This window comes from Collimonas silvisoli, assembly GCF_018305005.1.
GTDB lineage: Bacteria > Pseudomonadota > Gammaproteobacteria > Burkholderiales > Burkholderiaceae_D > Collimonas > Collimonas silvisoli.
Genome location: NZ_JAGQEG010000027.1, coordinates 1 through 19,451, shown reverse-complemented (window position 1 = coordinate 19,451; position 19,451 = coordinate 1). Strand labels below are relative to the sequence as shown.

Sequence of the window (19,451 nt, the reverse complement as noted above, 5' to 3'; positions counted from 1 at the left end):
TGGACGCAGCCGCAGCCAGCCCCGATACTCTCGGGTCATCTGGCTTACGCGCCTGTTTCAGGCCTGCCGCACTCCTTACTTTGGCGTCGCAATAAAGACACCGCTGATATTCCGTTGACTACTCTATGAACATTTTCTCTCTCTGGTTCCGCATCCCCTTTTGGCAACGCGTGCTGGGCGGCTTCGTGCTCGGCGCCCTGGCCGGCTGGCTGGTGGGCGCGCCTGCCGAAACCTGGTTCGGCCCGCTCGGCAAGCTGTATGTCACGCTGATCAAGATGATCGCCGTGCCGCTGGTTTTCTTTGCCGTCACCAACAGCATTTCAAGCTTGCACGGCATGAAGAGCGTCGCCGCGCTGGGCGGCAAGACCTTCTTGTGGTTTGCCCTGACGGCGGTGCTGGCGGTCGGCGTCGGCTTGCTGGTCGCGAATTTCACCAACCCCGGCCAGAACCTGGGCCAGCTCAGCATCGCCGCCGATTACACCGTGCGCGAAGTACCGACGCCGATCCAGGTGCTGCTGGATGTGGTACCGTCGAATCCGTTCAAGGCGCTGTCCGAAGGCAAGATCCTGCAAGTGATTTTCTTCGCCGGCTTGCTCGGCATGGCGCTGGTGAAACTGGGCGATAAGGTGAAACAGGTACGTGAACTGGTCGGTGAAGCCAGCAGCGCCATGATCCAGATCACCCGCTTTGTATTGGAAATGACGCCGCTCGGCACCTTTGGCTTGATCGCCGCCCTGGTCGGCTCCTACGGCTTCGAGCGCCTGCTGCCGCTGGGGAATTTCGTCTTCACCTTGTACCTGGCTTGCGCGCTGCACATCGTGGTGGTGTACGGCGGCCTGCTGCTGAGCCATCGCCTCAATCCGATCCGCTTTTTCCGCGGCGCTTTCCCGGCGATGCAAGTGGCGTTCACCAGCTCGTCGAGTTTTGCTTCGATGCCGATCGCCTTGCGCAGCGTGGTGCATAACCTCGGCGTGAAACAGGAATACGCAGCGTTTGCGGTGCCGCTCGGCGCCAGCATCAAGATGGATGGCTGCGGCGCCATTTATCCAGCGATTGCTTCGATTTTCGTGGCGCAGTATTTCGGCCTGCATCTGGATCTGTCGCAGTATTTCATCATCATGCTGGCCTCGGTGCTCGGCTCTTTCGGCACCGCCGGCGTGCCCGGCACGGCGATCGTGATGGTGACGCTGGTGCTCAGTTCGGCCGGCCTGCCGCTGGAAGGCATCGGCTATCTGGTCGCCATCGACCGCATTCTCGACATGATGCGCACCATGACCAACGTCACCGGACAAATGCTGGTGCCGGTGCTGGTGGCCAAGGGAGAAGGTTTGCTGGATCTGGACATTTATAACGCCGCCAACAGCGACGTCGGACTGGATCAGAACAGCAACGCGGCGGTCTGATCCAGCCAGCCTTATTTTTAAGGCTCGCCATCCCAATAGTCCAGGTCGTTTTCAACGCGCTGGATGACATCGAAAACCCGTTCGCCGCCGGCGGACGCGGTCGCCAGGAACTTGCCGGAATCGGGGTATTCGCAAACCTCCGGCTGCTCCCTGGTGCTGATCGACAGATACTTCAAGGGTTGATCCGAGGTATTCACTATCTGGTGCGGATATTCCGGGCCAGGCGGAATAAAGATGATGTCGCCGCTACGCAGCGGCAGCATTTCTCCCGCCACCCTGAGCGTGCCGCTACCCTCCAGAATAATAAACATCTCCTCTTGCGCGTAGTGGAAGTGATACGGGCAAGAGATCTTGCCGGGGGCGACAGTATCTATGCTGGCGCCCAGCTTCTGGGCCGCGGTGCCCAGCGCCAGGCGCGCGCAGAGCGAGTCATACAGCGGTTCGCGCAAATCGTGCGTAAGCGGCGCGGTATTGAAATTGCGAATCAGGCGGCGGCTCAAACTCTCTACGTTTTCACTCATTCTTTTCTCCGGAATTATTGGCGCCAGAACTGAAGCCGGCGCGTGCCAAGCAGAATACAGCAAGCGTGCTCTAAAGCAATTTCCTGCTTATTTCCACCATTAAATTCACACGCACCGTTGCGGACAATCGCAACACAAAAATGGTGCAAAGCCGCATTTCAGCGCTGTCTACGGACTATCTGCGCACTACTTCCGCACACCTGCGATGACACAAAATACACATCTCAAAAAAGAAAATAAATTTCCTTTACTTGCAAACGAAATGAAAATATATTTACACAAATTATAAAAACCAATCCAAGGGGCAGACGGTGCAACATTCCGCAATCACAGCATGGCAACGCGAAAGTGCGGTCGCAGCACGCATAGGCAAAGCCTATCCGGAATTATCGAAAGCGCACCGCAAGGCAGCCGACTACGTGCTAGCGAATGTATTCCATACCGCCACCATGACCATAGACGAACTGGCTGATGCAGTCGGCGTATCGCTGGCGACGGCAAACCGTTTTGCGCATGCATTGGGATTCGATGGTTACCCGGCATTCCGGGCGGCGCTGGTGCTGGATTTTGCTTCGTCGCTGGCGCCGGTCGAAAAACTGCGCGACCAGGTGCTGCGCCCCGCCAGCAGCGCGGAAATCATGGCCGCGGCGCTGACAGCCGACATGCAAAACCTGGAAGCCACCCGACGCGCCCTATCGCCGCAGCATTGCGATCGGGCGGTCAGCATGATTCTCAATGCAGACCGGATATTCATCGTCGGCTTCGGCGCCAGCGCTTTTCTGGCCGGCATCATGGCGCACGCTCTGGAACCCTATTGCCGCACGGTGCTGTCGGCGGCCGGGCCCGGCGGGCCGTCGCAAACCGGACGCCAATTCTTCAAACTCGATCAGCGCGACCTGGTCATTGCGCTGGCTTTTCCACGCTATGTCACCGATACCGTGACGCTGGCAAGCCGCGCCAAGGAGCGCTCGGCGCAACTGCTGGCGTTTACCGATGGCCCGACATCGCCGCTGGTGCCGTTGGCGGACGTGACCTTGTACGCACAGACCGAACGCCTGTTGTCGCCAACCTCGGATGCGGCGGCGCTAGCCCTGATCCAGGCGGTATGCGACGCTGTCGCCCATCGCGCCAACCGGTCGGTGCATGCGGCGTCGAAAATGACTGAAGCTGTGCTGCCCTGGCTGCATCACCCGGACGGGCAACGGCAACCGGACACACAAAACAAGGCCCGCAAAGCGGCAACCACAAAATCTGCAGCGAAGGCGAAATAACGTGAGTAACAATGTAACTACGAATGCAACCACGAGTGTGACCACCCCAACTAATATCGCCACCATCGCCATCCACGGCGGCGCCGGCACCATCTTGCGCAGCGCCATGAACACGGCACAGGAAAAGGCCTACCACGACGCGCTGAATGAAATCCTCAGCGCCGGCCAGAAAATTCTGGCGGACGGCGGCAGCGCGCTGGATGCGGTTGCCTGCGCCGTCAGCATGCTGGAAGATTGCCCGTTGTTCAACGCCGGCAAAGGCGCGGTCTACACCCATGCCGGCACGCACGAGCTGGACGCCGCAATCATGGACGGCGCCACGCTGGACGCCGGCGCCATCGCCAACGTCGAACATGTGCGCAATCCGATACTGGCGGCGCGCGCCGTCATGGAACATAGCGAACATATTCTGCTGGTAGGCGCAGGCGCTGAAGCCTTTGTCGCCCAGCATGGCGTGCAGATGGTGGAGCCAGACTACTTCCATACCGAAGCCCGGCACGCGCAATGGCTGCGCGCCCGCGATCAGGAAGGCATGCTGTTGCTCGATCACGACGCCGCCAGCCAAGCTGCAAGTGAAGCTGCAAGCGAGCTAGAGATCGATATTGCGCCCATCGATCCCGACAATAAATTCGGCACGGTCGGCGCGGTTGCGGTCGACATGCATGGCAACCTGGCGGCAGCCACCTCGACCGGCGGCATCACCAACAAGCGGGTTGGCCGGGTCGGCGATTCGCCCCTGATCGGCGCCGGCTGCTACGCCAACAACCGCACCGCCGCTATTTCCGCCACCGGCACCGGCGAAGCATTCATGCGCACCGTGGCGGCTTACGATATTTCGGCGCGCATGGAATATGCAGGCCAGTCGTTGCAGGACGCGGCACAACAAGTTGTGATGGATCTGTTGCCGCGTTATAAGGGCCGCGGCGGCTTGATCGCCATCGATGCGCACGGCAATGTGACGCTGCCGTTCAATACCGAAGGCATGTATCGCGGCTTTGCCAAGGTCGGCGAAGCCCCGGTAACGGCAATCTACAAATGATGCAAGCAGCGACAGAAAGCGATCCTATGAACAAGCAAATCGGCCGTCGGGTGCTGACGGTGGAACAAATGAGCGTTGGCTTCACCACTTCCGAACGCAAGGTGGAAGCGGTGCGCGATCTGTCCTTCCATATCGATGCCGGTGAAACGCTGGCCATCGTCGGCGAATCCGGATCGGGCAAATCGGTATCGTCGCAAGCCATCATGCGCCTGATCGATTACGGCGGCGGCCGCATCACCGGCGCCCGCATGAATTTCCAGCGCCGCGACGGCAGCGTCATCGATCTGGCCAGTGCCGATCAGCACACCATGCGCCGCATCCGCGGTTCGGAAATCGCCATGATTTTCCAGGAGCCGATGACCTCGCTCAATCCGGTGTTCACGGTCGGCGAACAGATCGCCGAATCGATACGCCTGCATCAAGGCAAGAGCATGGCCGCAGCACGCGCCGAAGCCTTGCGCATGCTGGAAACGGTGCGTATCCCGGAAGCGCGGCGCATCCTTGACCGCCATCCGCATCAGCTCTCCGGCGGCATGCGCCAGCGCGTGATGATCGCCATGGCGCTGTCTTGCAAACCATCGCTGTTGATTGCCGACGAGCCGACCACCGCGCTGGATGTGACGATCCAGGCGCAGATTCTACAGCTGATACGCGCACTGCAGGATGAAATGCAGATGGCGGTGATCTTCATCACCCACGATATGGGCGTAGTGGCCGAAATCGCCGATCGGGTAGTGGTCATGTGCCGCGGTGAAAAGGTCGAAGAAAACAATGTGCACGCGATCTTTGAAGCGCCGCAGCACCCCTACACCCGCGCCTTGCTGGCGGCCGTGCCGCGCCTGGGCGCCATGCATGGCACCGATTTGCCGGAACGGATTGCCATTGCAGGCGCAATCGTCACTCCTGAAATGGAGGCGGAAGCGAAAATCATCCGCGCCATTCCCGGTTCCGATCCGCAGCAGCAACCGCTGCTGAAGGTGCGCAATCTGACCACCCGTTTCGATGTCAAAAGCGGCGTCTTCAGCCGCGTCAAGCAACGCGTGCATGCGGTTGAACAAATCAATTTCGATCTGTATCCGGGCGAAACGCTGGCCTTGGTGGGCGAATCCGGTTGCGGCAAATCGACCACCGGCCGTTCGCTGCTGCGGCTGGTCGACATCACCAGCGGCAGCGTCGAGTTCGGCGGCCGCGATCTGGCCAAGCTGCCACGCTCGGAACTACGCTCGCTGCGGCGCGAGATTCAATTTATTTTCCAGGATCCGTTTGCTTCGCTGGATCCGCGCCTGACGGTCGGCTATTCCATCATGGAGCCGCTGCTGGTGCACGGCATGGCGGAAGGCGCGCAAGAGAAAGTCGCGGCGCTGCTGGAGCGGGTGGGCCTGCTGCCGGAACATGCGCAGCGTTATCCGCATGAATTCTCCGGCGGCCAGCGCCAGCGGATCTGCATCGCCCGGGCGCTGGCGTTGAACCCGAAGATCGTCATCGCCGACGAATCGGTATCGGCGCTGGATGTCTCGATCCAGGCGCAGATCGTCAATCTGCTGCTCGATCTGCAACGGGAACTGGGCATTTCATTCATTTTCATTTCGCACGACATGGCGGTGGTGGAACGCATCAGCCATCGGGTCGCCGTCATGTATCTGGGGCAGATCGTCGAAATCGGTCCGCGCCGCGCGATCTTTGAAAATCCGCAGCATCCTTATACCAAGAAGCTGATGGCGGCGGTGCCGGTTGCCGATCCGAATCAACGTCATCGCCAGCGCGAAATGCTGCCGGAAGAAATTCCCAGCCCGATCCGCAATATCGATGACCTGCCCGTGGTCGAACCGCTGAAGCAAGTCGGCCCGGGACACTTTGTTGCAACTCACCGGATTGCCGGTGCCTTTTAAGCGTTTTCTGCTTTGTTTGTTTATCTTCAACGACTTTTTGAACCAGGGGAATAACACATGCGCACTACTCGATATTTCGGCAAGGCACTGGCAACTACCGCCGTTGCACTGACCGCTCAATTCGCCGTCGGCCAGGCTTTCGCCGCCAAAGACGTCACGCTGGCGGTCGATTCGACCTTTACCACGCTCGATCCATATGACAGCAACGACACGCTGTCGCAAGCGGCCATCAAATCCTTCTATCAAGGCTTGTTCGGCTTCGACAAGGATTTGAAGCTGGTCAATGTGCTGGCGGAAGGCTATGAAGTCAGCAAAGACGGCTTGGTCTACAACATTCGCCTGCGCAAAGGCGTCAAGTTCCAGGACGGCACCGACTTCAAGTCGGATGCAGTGAAGATGGTGCTGGAACGGGTTATCAATCCGGACAACAAGCTCAAGCGCTTCAATTTGTTCAACCGGATTTCCAAGGTCGACGTCGTCAACGATTACGAAGTCAAGATCACCCTGAAAGAGCCGTTCTCGCCTTTCATCAATACTCTGGCCCACTCTTCCGCGGCGATGATTTCGCCGACCGCGCTCAAGAAATACGGCAACAAGGATATCGCCTTCCATCCGGTCGGCACCGGCCCGTTCAAGTTTGAAGAATGGAAACAGACCGATTACCTGAAGGTCAGCAAGTTCGACGGCTACTGGAAGAAGGGTTACCCGAAGATCGACAGCATCACCTGGAAGCCGGTGGTCGACAACAATACCCGTAGCGCCGTGATGCAAACAGGTGAGGCGCAATTCGCCTTCCGCATCCCTTTCGAGCAAGCCGAACTGCTGAAAGGCAAGCCTAATCTGGACCTGATCTCCTCGCCGTCGATCGTGCAACGCTACATTTCGATGAATACGCTGCAAAAGCCTTTCGACAATCCGAAAGTACGGCAAGCCATCAACTACGCCATCAACAAAGAAGCACTCATCAAAGTGGCCTTCAGCGGCTACGCAGCGCCACAGGACGGCGTGCTGCCGCAAGGCGTCGATTACGCGCTGAAGACCGGACCTTGGCCGTACGATCCGAAAAAGGCCAAGCAATTGCTGGCTGAAGCCGGCTATCCGAACGGCTTCGAAACCGAATTGTGGTCTGCCTATAACCACACTACCGCGCAAAAGATCATCCAGTTCGTGCAACAGCAACTGGCGCAGGTCGGCATCAAGGCCAAGGTGATGGCGCTGGAAGCCGGCGTACGTGTAGAGAAAGTGGAAAGCGCGCCGGTTGCGGCCAACGCACCGGTGCGCATGTACTACACCGGCTGGTCGTCCTCGACCGGCGAAGCCGACTGGGGCCTGCGTCCTTTGCTGGCCTCGGAATCGTTCCCGCCCAAGCTGTTCAACACGGCTTACTACAAGAACGACAAAGTCGACGCCGATATCGCCAAGGCGCTGACCACTACCGACCGCACCGAAAAAACCGCGCTCTACAAAGATGCGCAAACCGAAATCTGGAAAGATGCGCCGTGGGCTTTCCTGGTTACCGAGAAACTGTTGTATGCACGCAGCAAGAGCCTGAAAGGTATCTATGTGATGCCTGACGGTTCTTTCAATTTCGATGAAATCGAAATGAAATAATCGTCAGCCAGCGTCATCCCCGCGAACGCGGGGATGACGCAGCAGAGATTTTCAGCAAACATATTCTATCGCCGCGATTTGGCCAATTACCCGAGTGCCCCATGTTTCCTTACGTACTAAAACGCCTGCTGGGCCTGATACCAACCTTGCTGATCGTGGCGCTCATGGTATTCCTGTTTGTCCATCTGCTGCCGGGCGATCCGGCGCGGCTGGTGGCCGGGCCTGAAGCCGATTCGCAGACGGTCGAGCTGATCCGCAAGGATCTCGGCCTGGATCAGCCGATGCACCTGCAATTCATCAACTATTTCAGCAAGGCTGTGCGCGGCGACTTCGGCCATTCCCTGCGCAGCAAGCGCCCGGTCAGCGATGAAATCGCCGAACGTTTCTGGCCTACCTTCTGGCTCACTATCACCAGCATGATGTGGGCGGTGCTGTTCGGCCTGGTGATCGGCATCGTTTCCGCGGTATGGCGCAATCAATGGCCGGATCGCCTGGGCATGACGCTGGCGGTATCCGGCATTTCTTTCCCTTCATTTGCGCTCGGCATGCTGCTGATGGAGCTGTTCTCGGTCCAGCTCGGCTGGCTGCCCACCATAGGCGCCGACAGCTGGCGTCATTACATCCTGCCGTCGCTGGCGCTGGGCGCAGCGGTGGCCGCCGTGATGGCGCGCTTTACCCGCTCCTCCTTCGTCGAAGTCTTGCAGGAAGATTTTGTCCGGACGGCACGCGCCAAAGGCTTGTCGGAAACCATCGTGGTGCTCAAGCACTGCCTGCGCAATTCCCTGATTCCGGTAGTCACCATGATGGGCTTGCAATTCGGCTTCTTGCTGGGCGGCTCGATCGTGGTGGAAAAAGTGTTCAACTGGCCCGGCATGGGCCGGCTCCTGATCGACGCCGTTGAAATGCGCGACTATCCGATCATCCAGGCCGAGATCCTGCTGTTTTCGCTGGAATTCATTTTCATCAATCTGGTGGTTGACGTGCTGTACGCCGTCATCAACCCTAGCATCCGTTACAAGTGAGGCCGCCTGTGTCTATTCCACTCAATCCCGTGGCTGCAGTTGCTGCCGCACCGCTGCCCAATACCATCCGCACTCCTTGGAGCGAATTCTGGCGCAAGTTCAAGAAACAGCATCTGGCGGTCGCGGCCGGCTGTTTCGTGCTGTTCCTGATCGTGGTAGCGATTGCCGCACCCTGGCTGGCGCCTTACGACGCCGAGAATTATTTCGATTACGACGCCTTGAACGCCGGGCCGTCGCTGGCGCACTGGTTCGGCGTCGATTCCCTCGGCCGCGATATTTTCAGCCGGATCCTGATGGGCACCCGTATTTCCCTCACCGCCGGTTTCTCATCGGTGGCGGTGGGCGCGGTGGTCGGCACTTTGGCCGGCCTGATTGCCGGCTACTACGAAGGCTGGGCCGACCGCATCATCATGCGCATCTGCGATGTGCTGTTTGCTTTTCCCGGTATCTTGCTGGCCATCGGCATCGTGGCGATTCTGGGCAACGGCATGTCGAACGTGATTCTCGCGGTGGCGATTTTCAGCATCCCGACTTTTGCCCGGCTGGTGCGCGGCAATACGCTGGCGCTGAAACACCTGACTTTCATCGAAGCGGTGCGCAGCATCGGCGCCAACGACCGCATCATCATCCTGCGCCATATCTTCCCCGGCACGGTGTCGGCAGTGGTGGTGTATTTCACCATGCGTATCGGCACTTCCATCATCACTGCCGCCAGCCTTTCCTTCCTCGGCATGGGCGCACAGCCGCCAATGCCGGAATGGGGAGCGATGCTTAACGAAGCACGCGCCGACATGATGACGGCGCCGCATATCGCGATTTTCCCTAGCCTGGCAATTTTCTTTACCGTGCTGGCGTTCAATCTGTTGGGTGACGGCTTGCGCGACGCATTGGATCCCAAGATCGACCGCCGCTGATGCTTGCTCTTCCTCATATCGGCCGGCTGCCTGCCGGCCCCTTGAACGCCATCAGCGACGTCGCCGGCGTTACGGTCGGCCACGCCACTCTGGCGCAGGGCGCGCTGCAAACCGGCGTCACGGTAATCCGCCCGCACCTGGGCGATCCGTTTCGCGACAAGCTGCCGGCGGCGGCAACGGTGTTCAACGGTTTCGGCAAAAGCATCGGCCTGGTGCAGGTGCAGGAACTGGGCCTGCTTGAGACGCCGATCGCGCTGACCAATACCATGTCGGTCGGCAGCGTCGCCACCGCGCAAATTATTTCTGCGATCCAGGCCAACCCGGAAATCGGCCGCAGCGATCCCACGGTCAATCCCTTGGTGTTCGAATGTAACGACGGTTACCTGAACGATATCCAGGCCATGGCCATCACGGCCGGGCATTATCAGCAAGCGCTGGCCAGTGCCGCGCCTGAATTTGCCCAAGGCGCAGTGGGCGCCGGGCGCGGCATGTCGTGTTTTGATCTGAAGGGCGGCATCGGTTCGGCTTCGCGTTATGCAAGCATCGACGGCAATCAATATTGCATCGGCGCGCTGGTGCTGGCCAACTTCGGCAAGCTGGCGGGATTGACGCTGGCAGGCCGGCATATCGGAGAAGAATTGCTGCGCTTGCGGCAACCCGCGGCAGAGACACCCGAGATGGGCTCCATCATCATGATTATTGCCACCGATGCACCGCTGGATGCACGGCAGCTGGGCCGGTTGGCGACCCGCTGCGGCGTCGGCCTCGGCCGTACCGGCTCGATCTATGGCCATGGCAGCGGTGATCTGGCGCTGGCCTTTTCAACCGCGCAGACCGTGCCGTACCGGCCCTGCAGTGTGCTGCAGCGGTCATTTTCCTTGTACGATAACCTGCTGGATCCCCTGTTTGAAGCAGTCGTCGACAGCACCGAACAGGCCATCGTCAATGCGCTATTTGCGGCTGAAACCGTGACCGGACGCGATGGCCATCAGCGCTTGTCCTTGCGCGATGCGGCCGCCGGCCTGCCTTAGTTTTTTACGAGAAAAGCATAATGAAGATCCTGATTTCCGTTGATATAGAAGGCGTTGCCGGCGTATTCCATCCCGAACAAACGCGCCCCGGCAATCCCGAATACGAACGCGCGCGGCGCTTGATGACGGCGGAAGCCAACGCCGTCATCGAAGGTGCGTTGGCCGGCGGCGCGAGCGAGATTCTGGTGAACGACTCGCATGGCGGTTTCCGCAACCTGCTGCCGGATCTGCTGCATCCCGCCGCCTCCGCGATTCTCGGCAAGCCGCGCTTGCTGGGCATGATGAGCGGAGTCGACAGCGGCGTCGCCGGCGTGATGATGGTCGGCTACCACGGCCGTTCGCAAAGCCGCGGCATCCTGGCCCACACCATCAACAGCTTTGCTTTCTCGCGGGTCTGGCTCAACGATCAGGAACTGGGCGAAGCCGGCATCTACGGCGCGCTCGCCGGCGAGTTCGGCGTGCCGGTGATTTTCGGCAGCGGCGACGATGTTTTTGTAGCGGAGAACCGACCGCTGTTTCCGCAGGCTACGCTGGTCAGCGTCAAGACTGCCGATGGCTGCAACAGCGGCGTGTCGCTGTCGCCGCAACGTGCACTGACCTTGTTGAGCGACAGCGCCCAAATCGCATTGGCCAACCTGCATGCCGCCCGTCCATTCATCCTGCCGCCGGCCATCACGTGCAGACTGCAAATCCAGAGCCCGGCGCTAGCCGACCTGTTCTGTCAATTGCCTTTGCTGCAACGGATCGACGGCGTCAATGTCGAATTCTCTGCGCCGTCGGTGCAATATGCGGTGAGAGTATTGAATAGCTTGTCGGCGATGTCTTTCATGCTGCGTTAAGCCTGCGAGCGCTCAACAGCCCATTGCTGCGGTAACGCTGCAATGGACTGTAGTTTATTCAACTTGGAAAGTTTCACTGGCGCGCCCAGCATCTCACTCATATCATCCGCAACAAAAATCTCTGGCATCTTTGTCATCTGCAAGAATATGGGGCGCTGCTGATACTGATTTTTTGTGTGCGCTAAAAACGCCCAACTCACTTTACCTATCCCTTGCATCCGTGGCCTGTCGCCACAGCATTTGCATGCGATCTGACAAGAAATCAACATAGTTTTGCAAAGAAACTAGATGCGCCGCCGAACAAGTTGACGTATTATCAATATAAATATTGGTATTTTGTCATCCAACTTGGAGTCGCCGCCACTATGTTTACTTCCCCACGAACACTGAGTGTAAAAAGCGTTGCCATCCCAGAAATAATGGGACAGCCGGCGTTGGTACCCGTGAGTATCAAGGGCAGCGAATCCCTCAATAGCCTCTACGCCTATACAGTCATCCTCAAAACGCCGGATGCCTTGGTCAATTTCGCTTCGGCCGTCGATGATGACTTGGACTCCTTTTTAGGCAAAGAACTGACCGTAGCAATCCAGTTGGAAGGCTCAGGTAGTTTTGTTGCAGGCATGCCGGGCGGCAGCGGGTTAGCTAACATCGGTGCCGGTGTCCGTGAAATCTCCGGTCTCGTCAGCACTGCGACCATATTGCGCCAGGTCGGACGGTATGTGTTTTACGAAATCACGCTGGAGCCGTGGTTGAAATGGGCTGACGGCAACGCCGATTGCCGGATTTTCCAGGACAAATCCGTTGTCGAGATTCTGGACGAGGTGCTGTCCAAGTACACTTTTCCGGTCGATAAGCGTCTTTTCGATACGTACCCCAAGCGAGATTACGTCACCCAGTTTTCGGAATCGGATTTCACTTTCTTCAGTAGACTGTGTGAAGTCGCGGGGATCAACTATTTCTTCGAGCACAAAGACGGCAAGCATCGCCTGGTGCTCACTGACGGCAACGCCGCGCATCAACCGTTTCATAGCGACGCCTATCACGTCCTGAACTACTACGGCGAAAAGCCAAGGATCGACCAAGAATTCATCCATACGTTTTCACCCGCGCACCGCGTGACTCCGGGCCGCTACACCTCGCGCGACTACGACTACACCCGGCCGAGAAGCACGCTGGAAGTCAGCCACAACGACCATCGCGTCTCCGACCATAACGCCGAGGTCTACGAATATCACACGGACGCCCATTACGTACAGCCGAAAGCAGGCCCCCAGCAGGCGACCAACGAGCCTTTGGAAGAGGGCAAGAAGAACGCCCGCATCCGCATGGAACGCCTGCGCAACAACGCCGAACGCGCCAGCGGCGCCGGCCATGTGCGTGCCTTGGTGCCGGGTTGCACCTTCACGCTGGGCCGGCATCCGGTTGGCAAAGCCAACATCGAATATCTGATCGTCGCCACGCGCTTCGAGATGGAAGACGTCGCGCAGGAAACCCAGCGCCCGGACGGCGACCCGCAACAATTTCGCGTCAATGTCGATTTTGAAGTGGTGCCGCTGCGGGGCGAACAATACCGGCCTGAAAGCATCACGCCAAGACCGGCCATGCACATCCTCACCGCCATCGTGGTGGGGCCGGAAAATAAGCCTATCTGGACCGATAATCTGGGCCGGATCAAGGTGCAATTCCAATGGGATCGTCTGGGGCAAGCCGATCAAAACAGCAGTTGCTGGGTAAGGGTTTCCAGCCCTTGGGCGGGCAATCAACTGGGGGCGAGTCATATTCCCAGGATAAAACAGGAAGTCTTGATCGATTTCATCAGCGGCAATCCCGATTTGCCGATCTGCACCGGGCGCGTACACAACCAAATGAATCTGCCGGCCTGGTCGTTGCCCGGCCAGAGCGCCTTGTCCGGTTTCCGCAGTCGCGAACTGACGCCGAATGGCGGCAACAGCGCCGCGGGCCGCAGCAATCATCTGGTGATGGATGACACTGAAGAGAAGATTCAAGTCCAGCTCAAGAGCGATCATCAGCACAGCCAGCTCAGTCTCGGCAATATCACCCGCATCGAAGACAACGCCGGCCGTAAAGATCCTAGAGGCCAAGGTTACGAATTGCGTACCGATGGTCACGGCGCGATCCGCGCTAAGGAGGGTTTGTTAATTACCACCGAAGGCCGCAGCAGCGCCCAAGCCCATATTACCGATATGGGCGAGACGGTACAGCGTCTGACGCAGGCCCGTGACCAGCATGAAAATCTGGCAGATCTTGCGCAACTGCATCAGGCTCAAGAGAATAACGGTGACCAAAGCGACGTCGCCAAGATCATCAAAACCCAGAACGACGCCATCAAGGGCAGCGGCGGCGATGCGAAAGCGGGGAGTTTCCCGGAACTGGCCGAACCGCATTTGATACTTGCCAGCCCTGCCGGCATCGAAACCACCACGCCGCAATCGACGCACATCGCCAGCGGCGAACATATTGCACTGACCAGCGGCGGGCATGTGAGTCTGTCGATTGGGCAGCGATTGCTGGCAAGTGTCAAAAACGGGATTCGCTTGTTCACCCATCGCGGCGGCGTCAAAGCCACTGCCGCACAAGGTGATATCGAGATTCAAGCGTTGAAAGACAGTATCAACCTGTTAGCGAAATTGAATATCACTCACACCGCCAATCGCATCACCATTACCGCACAGGAAGAAGTGATGATCAACGGCGGCGGAAGTTATACCAAATGGGCTGCTGGCGGTATTGACACTGGCACCAGTGGCGCGTGGAAAGTCCATTCAGCTAGTAGAAATTGGATTGGCCCGGCGAATTTATCTACGCCAAAATTGCCGGTTCCGGTTAAGGCGCAAGAGCAAATGGTATTTAACCTGCACACCTTGGCTGGCTTGCAGCACAGCACCCCGGAGCCGTATCAACTCTACCGTGACGGCGCGTTGATAGAACGCGGCGTGACCGACGAATGGGGGCGTGTTGTGGTCAAAAATCACATTCCAACCAGCCAATACGAAGTGAAGTTGAGCGAGGGCAGCCGTATCACCTTGCCGGTCAATCAAAAAATTCAAGGGCAGCAGCAACATCTGTCGAATCAGGGTTTCCGCGATTTGGGTGATGCGGAAAACGGGGTAACGTCGTAAGTCTGGAAAGCGACGTGTTCCTCTTGGTTTGAGATTTATTTGCCACTAATCATTTGAAGAAAGCATAGTTATGCCGCCAGATATCGCCAAGCTGCTTCGGACAGGAAAATTCCACATTGACGAGTTAAGTCGTCAAGGCAACATGAGTAAACAATGGTTATTGGAGAACCGGAATAAATCTGGTGATCATCCGATTTACAAACACAACCGCTTGCAATTTTATGTATGCGCCTCCGAGGCGTTCCCGAAGATAGTCAAGGATATTCTTGCAGCGAAAAGTAGCGTCGATCTGATTCTCTGGGGATTCGATCCTGGTATGGAAGTTTCGGATCGTCAAGGCAAGAATTGGCCGCGTGGTCAACTGTATGGCGATCTGCTGACTCAAGTTGCCAGCAAAGGCGTTACCGTTCGGATGTTGGTGTGGTGTAGCGAGGGCCAAATACTTGGCCGGATCGGTCGAGGGGGTGCAAACAATCTTTTTGGCTATACAGACGAAGGCAAAAAGAAGAAAGGTGCGCCCAGCCGAGAACGTCAGCTCTATTGCGAGCAATGGTGGAAAAAGGCCATGAAAGGAAGATTTGCCAATCTGCATGTGCGGCATCGCGATCCGGCCGCAAAGGACGTTGGCGCTAATATTGAGGGAGACACCAAAGGTTATACGCCGGGAGAACTTGGCGGCATGAAGGCTATTGCCAGTCACCATCAAAAGCCCATTCTGATTGACTACGAGATCCCGGAAATTGCTGTCGGCTATGTGATGGGGCTCAATTCGACCACGGACTGTTGGGATACGCCGAAGCACATCTACGACGATCCGCGACGTGGCCATTTTTGGGAGGGAACGGTGGATGAGAACAATCCGACACTGAGCCTGAAGCCTTACCGCGATTATGCCATTCGTGTGAAAGGCTCTACTTTGCACTGCCTCAACCGCAATTTTGTCGCTGCGTGGGATCGTGCGAAAACCGACTGGGATCCCAAACCGTCAGATATTGGCTCGTTGGCATTTGTACGAGACGGCATCAAGCCGGAGCAATTCACAATCCCGAAAAAAGCAAAGGCGCATATCGCACAGATCGTGCGAACGCAACCCGAAGAGCGAGATAAGACCGTGCAGGAAGCATACTGGCTGGCTACCAGCCAGGCGCGAAATTATCTCTATGTCGAGAACCAATATTTTCAGTACACCGCCTGGTCCGAACATTTGAAGGCCATGCGTCAACTGTATCTGAAGGGTATGCAAGCTGCGGGCGTCAAGCCGCCGATTCCCGACTTGTACGTGTTCATCTTGACCCCAGAGCCGGAGCGCCCACAATTTGTGCCTCGCACTTACGACACGATAGCGGAACTGGGACAGGCCCATGCAGCGGACGGCACCGCGACCTTTCCAGCCTACGAAAAGGCTGTGCAGGAGCGACGAGAGGGGAATGTTCAAGCCGGCGACCGCTGGTACGCAAAAGCCGGAAAAATACTTGATAAGGCGAATCCGGCAACGATCGTCGACCGCAACATCATCAATGCTGATATCGAACAGTCAGCGATGCGCGCTCCGGTCAGTGCTGCTGATCTGGAGATGATGGGCATTCAGGTATTGGTGGCGAAATTGTACACGCAGGGTGAAAAAGGAAAATGCCGCGAGATCTACATGCATAGCAAGTTGTTGGTGATCGATGACGTATTTTTTACACTCGGCAGCGCCAACCTGAATTTGCGCAGCATGGCGGGTGACAGTGAAATCAACATTGCTTGCATGGATGCTAAGTTGCCCAAAGAAATACGGCAGAGAGTGTGGGGGAATGTAGCGGGCGAGGACTTAAACGGGGATAAAAAGAGTATGAAACAAACGCACGGAGATTGGATCAGAAAAATGCTAAACAATGCCGATGCGATAAAAAATGCTGGAAGTATCACTGACTTTATTGTGACTTTTTCAGACAATCGTGGAGGAACTGGTGCCACTGGGATACGTTTGGCACAGGCCCCAGCCGTTTCAACTACCGAGGTAGCCAACGCATGAACAAATCACGAATCGATGCAATCTATAAATATGCGGGTGTATCGCGGCGTGTTTTAGCGGCGTTCTTTCTTTGCATTTCACTCTCTCAAACAGCTTGTTCCATGGACGATAAATTGCCACGTAATCAAATACCTGAACTCTTTCATCCGCACCGTACCGAGTTCAACTGCAAATACGAACTGACGGTAACGCCGGCGCTGGACCCGCAGGCAGAGGCCTGGTATCAGGAGGCGTTGGCGCTGGATACGCCGGATCTGTGGAAAGACGACCGCAATTGGCCGCGCATCATCGAGCTATATACCAAGGCTGCAGAACGCAAGCATTGGAAAGCCATGAACAATCTCGCGACGCTGTATCAGACCGGTGTATGGGGCTTGCGCGACTCTGACAAGGTACTCGTAGCCCGCAATTCTAAAGCAGCGATGGCATTGACCGAGGATGCCATGCGGATGGGGGTACCGCTGGCCTACGCGGTGATGGGCAACTACTATGCCGACGGTTTTGTAGTCAAGCGAGATGCGACGGCCGCCTGGGCGTTCTGGCAACAGGCTGCGGATATGGGCAGCAGCTATGCCCAATTCACTGTCGGACGTAGTTTAAATGCAGTTTTTGACGACCCAAATCATACATTTTGGGGTAACTCTGTCATTGGTATAAAGATGCTGGAATGTGCCTTTGCGCAAAGCAATGGCGATGCAGCTTTAGCGCTTGGTGTGACACTTCACATAAAAGATAAACCACGAGCACTCCGCTATCTCCACGAAGGCGTGAAATTTGGGAATGCAGGTGCAGCCAATTATTTGCGCGGCGAGTTTCAAGAGGTAGGCGGGCTTGCCCCTCATGGAATAGACAATGCTCGCGCCGATCGTTATGAAGTGTTTAGCGATGCATTGAAACACAATCCAGATCTACGTTTCCCCAACCTCGACAAAGTCTTGCCATTGCCACCGGCTAAACTACCGCAATGGAATGGCAAGCCGGAAGACCTGCTCAACGCGGCGAAGCCGGTCATGCCGATGCCAGCGCCGCCGGCCGCGACGCCCGGCGCCAACCTTTCCGGTCGCGCCCACATTCCGCAAGGCTGGGTGCTGCCGAAAGAGGCCATGCCGCTGGCTGCCGAAACAAGCGACGGCAGACAAGTCTCGTCGCAATATGAAGGCACCGCCGTCCGGTTCACCGGTTATTGGCTGCCGCAATTGCTCAGCCCGCGCACCCAAGCCCATCTCTTATGGAATCAAGATCAAGCGCCGCAACAGTATGCCCAAGGCGATCTGTTTGAAGGCCTGCGCAATGGTCTGACCTCAGCCGACGGTCGCATCATGTGGCATTACATGGGCATGCCGCAACAGTTGGCGCTGCCGGCATTGGCCGCCCAGGTGCGCAGCGGCCTGTGGCGCATCGCCAGCGCGAATCCCGCCGCCATGATCTTGTGCGACGGCGCAGATCCGTGCCCGCAAAGCGGCGTCTGGCAACCGACGATACCGGCAGAGCATCCGCTGAAATCCCTGGTGAACTGGCGCTGGCGGCAGAGCGCTGTGTTGCAGGGACAGCGCTTTCCGGAGCCGGATAAAGATTGGCTGGTGGATGTCGCCAGCGATATGGTGACGTGGCAGTTGGTCGAGGCAGGGTAAGGCGCCACCGCATGATGCCATTTTTTACCTCATCCAGCAGGCATGACGGCGCATGGCGTTGTTGCCTGCCGCTGTGGCTTCTTTGTCTGTCACTTTCTCAAACAGCCTGTTCCATGGACAATAAATTGCCACGTAATCAAATACCTGAACTCTTTCATCCGCACCGTACCGAATTTATCTGCAAGCACGAACTGACGGTAACGCCGGCGCTGGACCCGCAGGCAGAGGCCTGGTATCAGGAAGCGCTGGCGCTGGATACACCGGATCTGTGGAAAGACGACCGCAACTGGCCGCGCATCATCGAGCTATATACCAAGGCTGCAGAACGCAAGCATTGGAAAGCCATGAACAATCTCGCGACGCTGTATCAGACCGGTGTATGGGGCTTGCGCGACTCTGACAAGGTACTTGTAGCGCGCAATTCTAAAGCAGCGATGGCATTGACTGAAGATGCTATGCGGATGGGGGTGCCGCTGGCTTACGCTGTGATGGGTAACTACTATGCCGATGGTTTTGTCGTCAAGCGAGATGCGACGGCCGCCTGGGCGTTCTGGCAACAGGCCGCGGATATGGGCAGCAGTTATGCACAATTCACTGTCGGACGTAGTTTAAATGCAGTTTTTGACGACCCAAATCATACATTTTGGGGTAACTCTGTCATTGGTATAAAGATGTTGGAATGTGCCTTTGCGCAAAGCAATGGCGATGCAGCTTTAGCGCTTGGTGTGACACTTCACATAAAAGATAAGCCACGAGCACTCCGCTATCTCCACGAAGGCGTCAGATTTGGTAATGCCCAAGCGGCAAACTATTTGGCTGATGAATTTGAAAAGGTTGGCGGTCTGGCTCCTCATGGCATAGATCAAGCGCGGGCAGACCGTTATTGGGCTTTCGGAAAAGCCCTTGAACACAATCCAGATCTACGCTTCCCCAACCTCGACAAAGTCTTGCCATTACCACCGGCTAAACTACCGCAATGGAATGGCAAGCCGGAAGACCTGCTCAATGCAGCCAAGCCGGTCATGCCGATGCCAGCGCCGCCGGCCGCGACACCCGGCGCTAACCTTTCCGGTCGCGCCCACATTCCGCAAGGCTGGGTGCTGCCGAAAGAGGCCATGCCGCT

15 protein-coding genes are annotated in these 19,451 nt (G+C 57.3%); 13 read left to right on the top strand and 2 right to left on the bottom strand.

From position 1 onward, the window contains the following. Window positions 1-125: 125 nt before the first annotated feature. Window positions 126-1,403, top strand: coding sequence for a dicarboxylate/amino acid:cation symporter (locus KHU33_RS09470; protein WP_211462596.1), 1,278 nt, complete (start codon window positions 126-128; stop codon window positions 1,401-1,403). A gap of 17 nt (window positions 1,404-1,420) precedes the next feature. On the opposite strand, the gene KHU33_RS09465 is transcribed toward KHU33_RS09470, so the two are convergent. Beyond that, entirely contained in the window at window positions 1,421-1,924 is a 504-nt protein-coding gene (locus KHU33_RS09465; RefSeq protein ID WP_211462595.1) for a cupin domain-containing protein, read from the bottom strand. A gap of 311 nt (window positions 1,925-2,235) precedes the next feature. Here KHU33_RS09465 and KHU33_RS09460 point away from each other — a divergent pair, with 311 nt between their 5' ends. From KHU33_RS09460 to KHU33_RS09425, 8 genes are all read left to right on the top strand, one after another. Beyond that, entirely contained in the window at window positions 2,236-3,195 is a 960-nt protein-coding gene (locus KHU33_RS09460; RefSeq protein WP_211462594.1) for a MurR/RpiR family transcriptional regulator, read from the top strand. Between the two features lie 106 nt (window positions 3,196-3,301). Next, complete coding sequence (locus tag KHU33_RS09455; RefSeq protein WP_230414158.1) at window positions 3,302-4,234, top strand: isoaspartyl peptidase/L-asparaginase family protein; 933 nt, start codon at window positions 3,302-3,304, stop codon at window positions 4,232-4,234. 26 nt (window positions 4,235-4,260) lie between these two features. After that, window positions 4,261-6,123 (top strand): dipeptide ABC transporter ATP-binding protein, encoded by a 1,863-nt coding sequence (locus tag KHU33_RS09450; protein WP_211462593.1) that lies wholly within the window; start codon window positions 4,261-4,263, stop codon window positions 6,121-6,123. Between the two features lie 57 nt (window positions 6,124-6,180). After that, entirely contained in the window at window positions 6,181-7,734 is a 1,554-nt protein-coding gene (gsiB, locus tag KHU33_RS09445; RefSeq protein WP_211462592.1) for a glutathione ABC transporter substrate-binding protein GsiB, read from the top strand. Between the two features lie 101 nt (window positions 7,735-7,835). Further along, on the top strand, window positions 7,836-8,756 hold the full coding sequence (gene gsiC, locus KHU33_RS09440) for a glutathione ABC transporter permease GsiC (protein WP_211462591.1): 921 nt from the start codon (window positions 7,836-7,838) through the stop codon (window positions 8,754-8,756). 14 nt (window positions 8,757-8,770) lie between these two features. Next, entirely contained in the window at window positions 8,771-9,670 is a 900-nt protein-coding gene (gsiD, locus tag KHU33_RS09435; RefSeq protein ID WP_211462624.1) for a glutathione ABC transporter permease GsiD, read from the top strand. Further along, window positions 9,670-10,701 carry a DmpA family aminopeptidase gene (locus tag KHU33_RS09430; RefSeq protein ID WP_211462590.1) on the top strand — a complete coding sequence of 344 codons (1,032 nt, stop codon included), beginning with the start codon at window positions 9,670-9,672 and terminating at the stop codon, window positions 10,699-10,701. Before gsiD ends, KHU33_RS09430 begins: the two co-directional genes overlap by 1 nt. A 20-nt stretch (window positions 10,702-10,721) precedes the next feature. Then, entirely contained in the window at window positions 10,722-11,540 is an 819-nt protein-coding gene (locus KHU33_RS09425; protein WP_211462589.1) for a M55 family metallopeptidase, read from the top strand. On the opposite strand, the gene KHU33_RS09420 is transcribed toward KHU33_RS09425, so the two are convergent. Further along, window positions 11,537-11,758, bottom strand: a complete 222-nt coding sequence (locus tag KHU33_RS09420) for a hypothetical protein (protein WP_211462588.1) — start codon at window positions 11,756-11,758, stop codon at window positions 11,537-11,539. The genes KHU33_RS09425 and KHU33_RS09420 overlap by 4 nt on opposite strands. Before the next feature lie 147 nt (window positions 11,759-11,905). On the opposite strand from KHU33_RS09420, the gene KHU33_RS09415 reads away from it, so the two are divergent. The 4 genes from KHU33_RS09415 to KHU33_RS09400 form a co-directional block, all read left to right on the top strand. Further along, complete coding sequence (locus KHU33_RS09415; protein WP_329956038.1) at window positions 11,906-14,680, top strand: type VI secretion system Vgr family protein; 2,775 nt, start codon at window positions 11,906-11,908, stop codon at window positions 14,678-14,680. 70 nt (window positions 14,681-14,750) lie between these two features. Next, window positions 14,751-16,697, top strand: coding sequence for a phospholipase D-like domain-containing protein (locus tag KHU33_RS09410; RefSeq protein ID WP_211462586.1), 1,947 nt, complete (start codon window positions 14,751-14,753; stop codon window positions 16,695-16,697). A 113-nt stretch (window positions 16,698-16,810) separates the two neighbouring features. Continuing rightward, on the top strand, window positions 16,811-18,328 hold the full coding sequence (locus KHU33_RS09405; protein ID WP_211462585.1) for a DUF6396 domain-containing protein: 1,518 nt from the start codon (window positions 16,811-16,813) through the stop codon (window positions 18,326-18,328). Between the two features lie 11 nt (window positions 18,329-18,339). Then, on the top strand, window positions 18,340-19,451 hold a 1,112-nt coding region (locus KHU33_RS09400), incomplete at its 3' end, for an SEL1-like repeat protein (RefSeq protein ID WP_211462584.1).

Excerpts from the sequence above, each read along its gene's own strand:
- KHU33_RS09465 (WP_211462595.1), bottom strand. The coding sequence starts at position 1,924 with ATGAGTGAAAACGTAGAGAGTTTGAGCCGCCGCCTGATTCGCAATTTC.
- KHU33_RS09450 (WP_211462593.1), top strand. The coding sequence starts at position 4,261 with ATGAACAAGCAAATCGGCCGTCGGGTGCTGACGGTGGAACAAATGAGC.
- gsiB (WP_211462592.1), top strand. The coding sequence starts at position 6,181 with ATGCGCACTACTCGATATTTCGGCAAGGCACTGGCAACTACCGCCGTT.
- KHU33_RS09415 (WP_329956038.1), top strand. The coding sequence starts at position 11,906 with ATGTTTACTTCCCCACGAACACTGAGTGTAAAAAGCGTTGCCATCCCA.
- gsiC (WP_211462591.1), top strand. The coding sequence starts at position 7,836 with ATGTTTCCTTACGTACTAAAACGCCTGCTGGGCCTGATACCAACCTTG.
- KHU33_RS09425 (WP_211462589.1), top strand. The coding sequence starts at position 10,722 with ATGAAGATCCTGATTTCCGTTGATATAGAAGGCGTTGCCGGCGTATTC.
- KHU33_RS09420 (WP_211462588.1), bottom strand. The coding sequence starts at position 11,758 with ATGCAAGGGATAGGTAAAGTGAGTTGGGCGTTTTTAGCGCACACAAAA.
- KHU33_RS09410 (WP_211462586.1), top strand. The coding sequence starts at position 14,751 with ATGCCGCCAGATATCGCCAAGCTGCTTCGGACAGGAAAATTCCACATT.
- KHU33_RS09455 (WP_230414158.1), top strand. The coding sequence starts at position 3,302 with ATGAACACGGCACAGGAAAAGGCCTACCACGACGCGCTGAATGAAATC.
- KHU33_RS09430 (WP_211462590.1), top strand. The coding sequence starts at position 9,670 with ATGCTTGCTCTTCCTCATATCGGCCGGCTGCCTGCCGGCCCCTTGAAC.
- KHU33_RS09470 (WP_211462596.1), top strand. The coding sequence starts at position 126 with ATGAACATTTTCTCTCTCTGGTTCCGCATCCCCTTTTGGCAACGCGTG.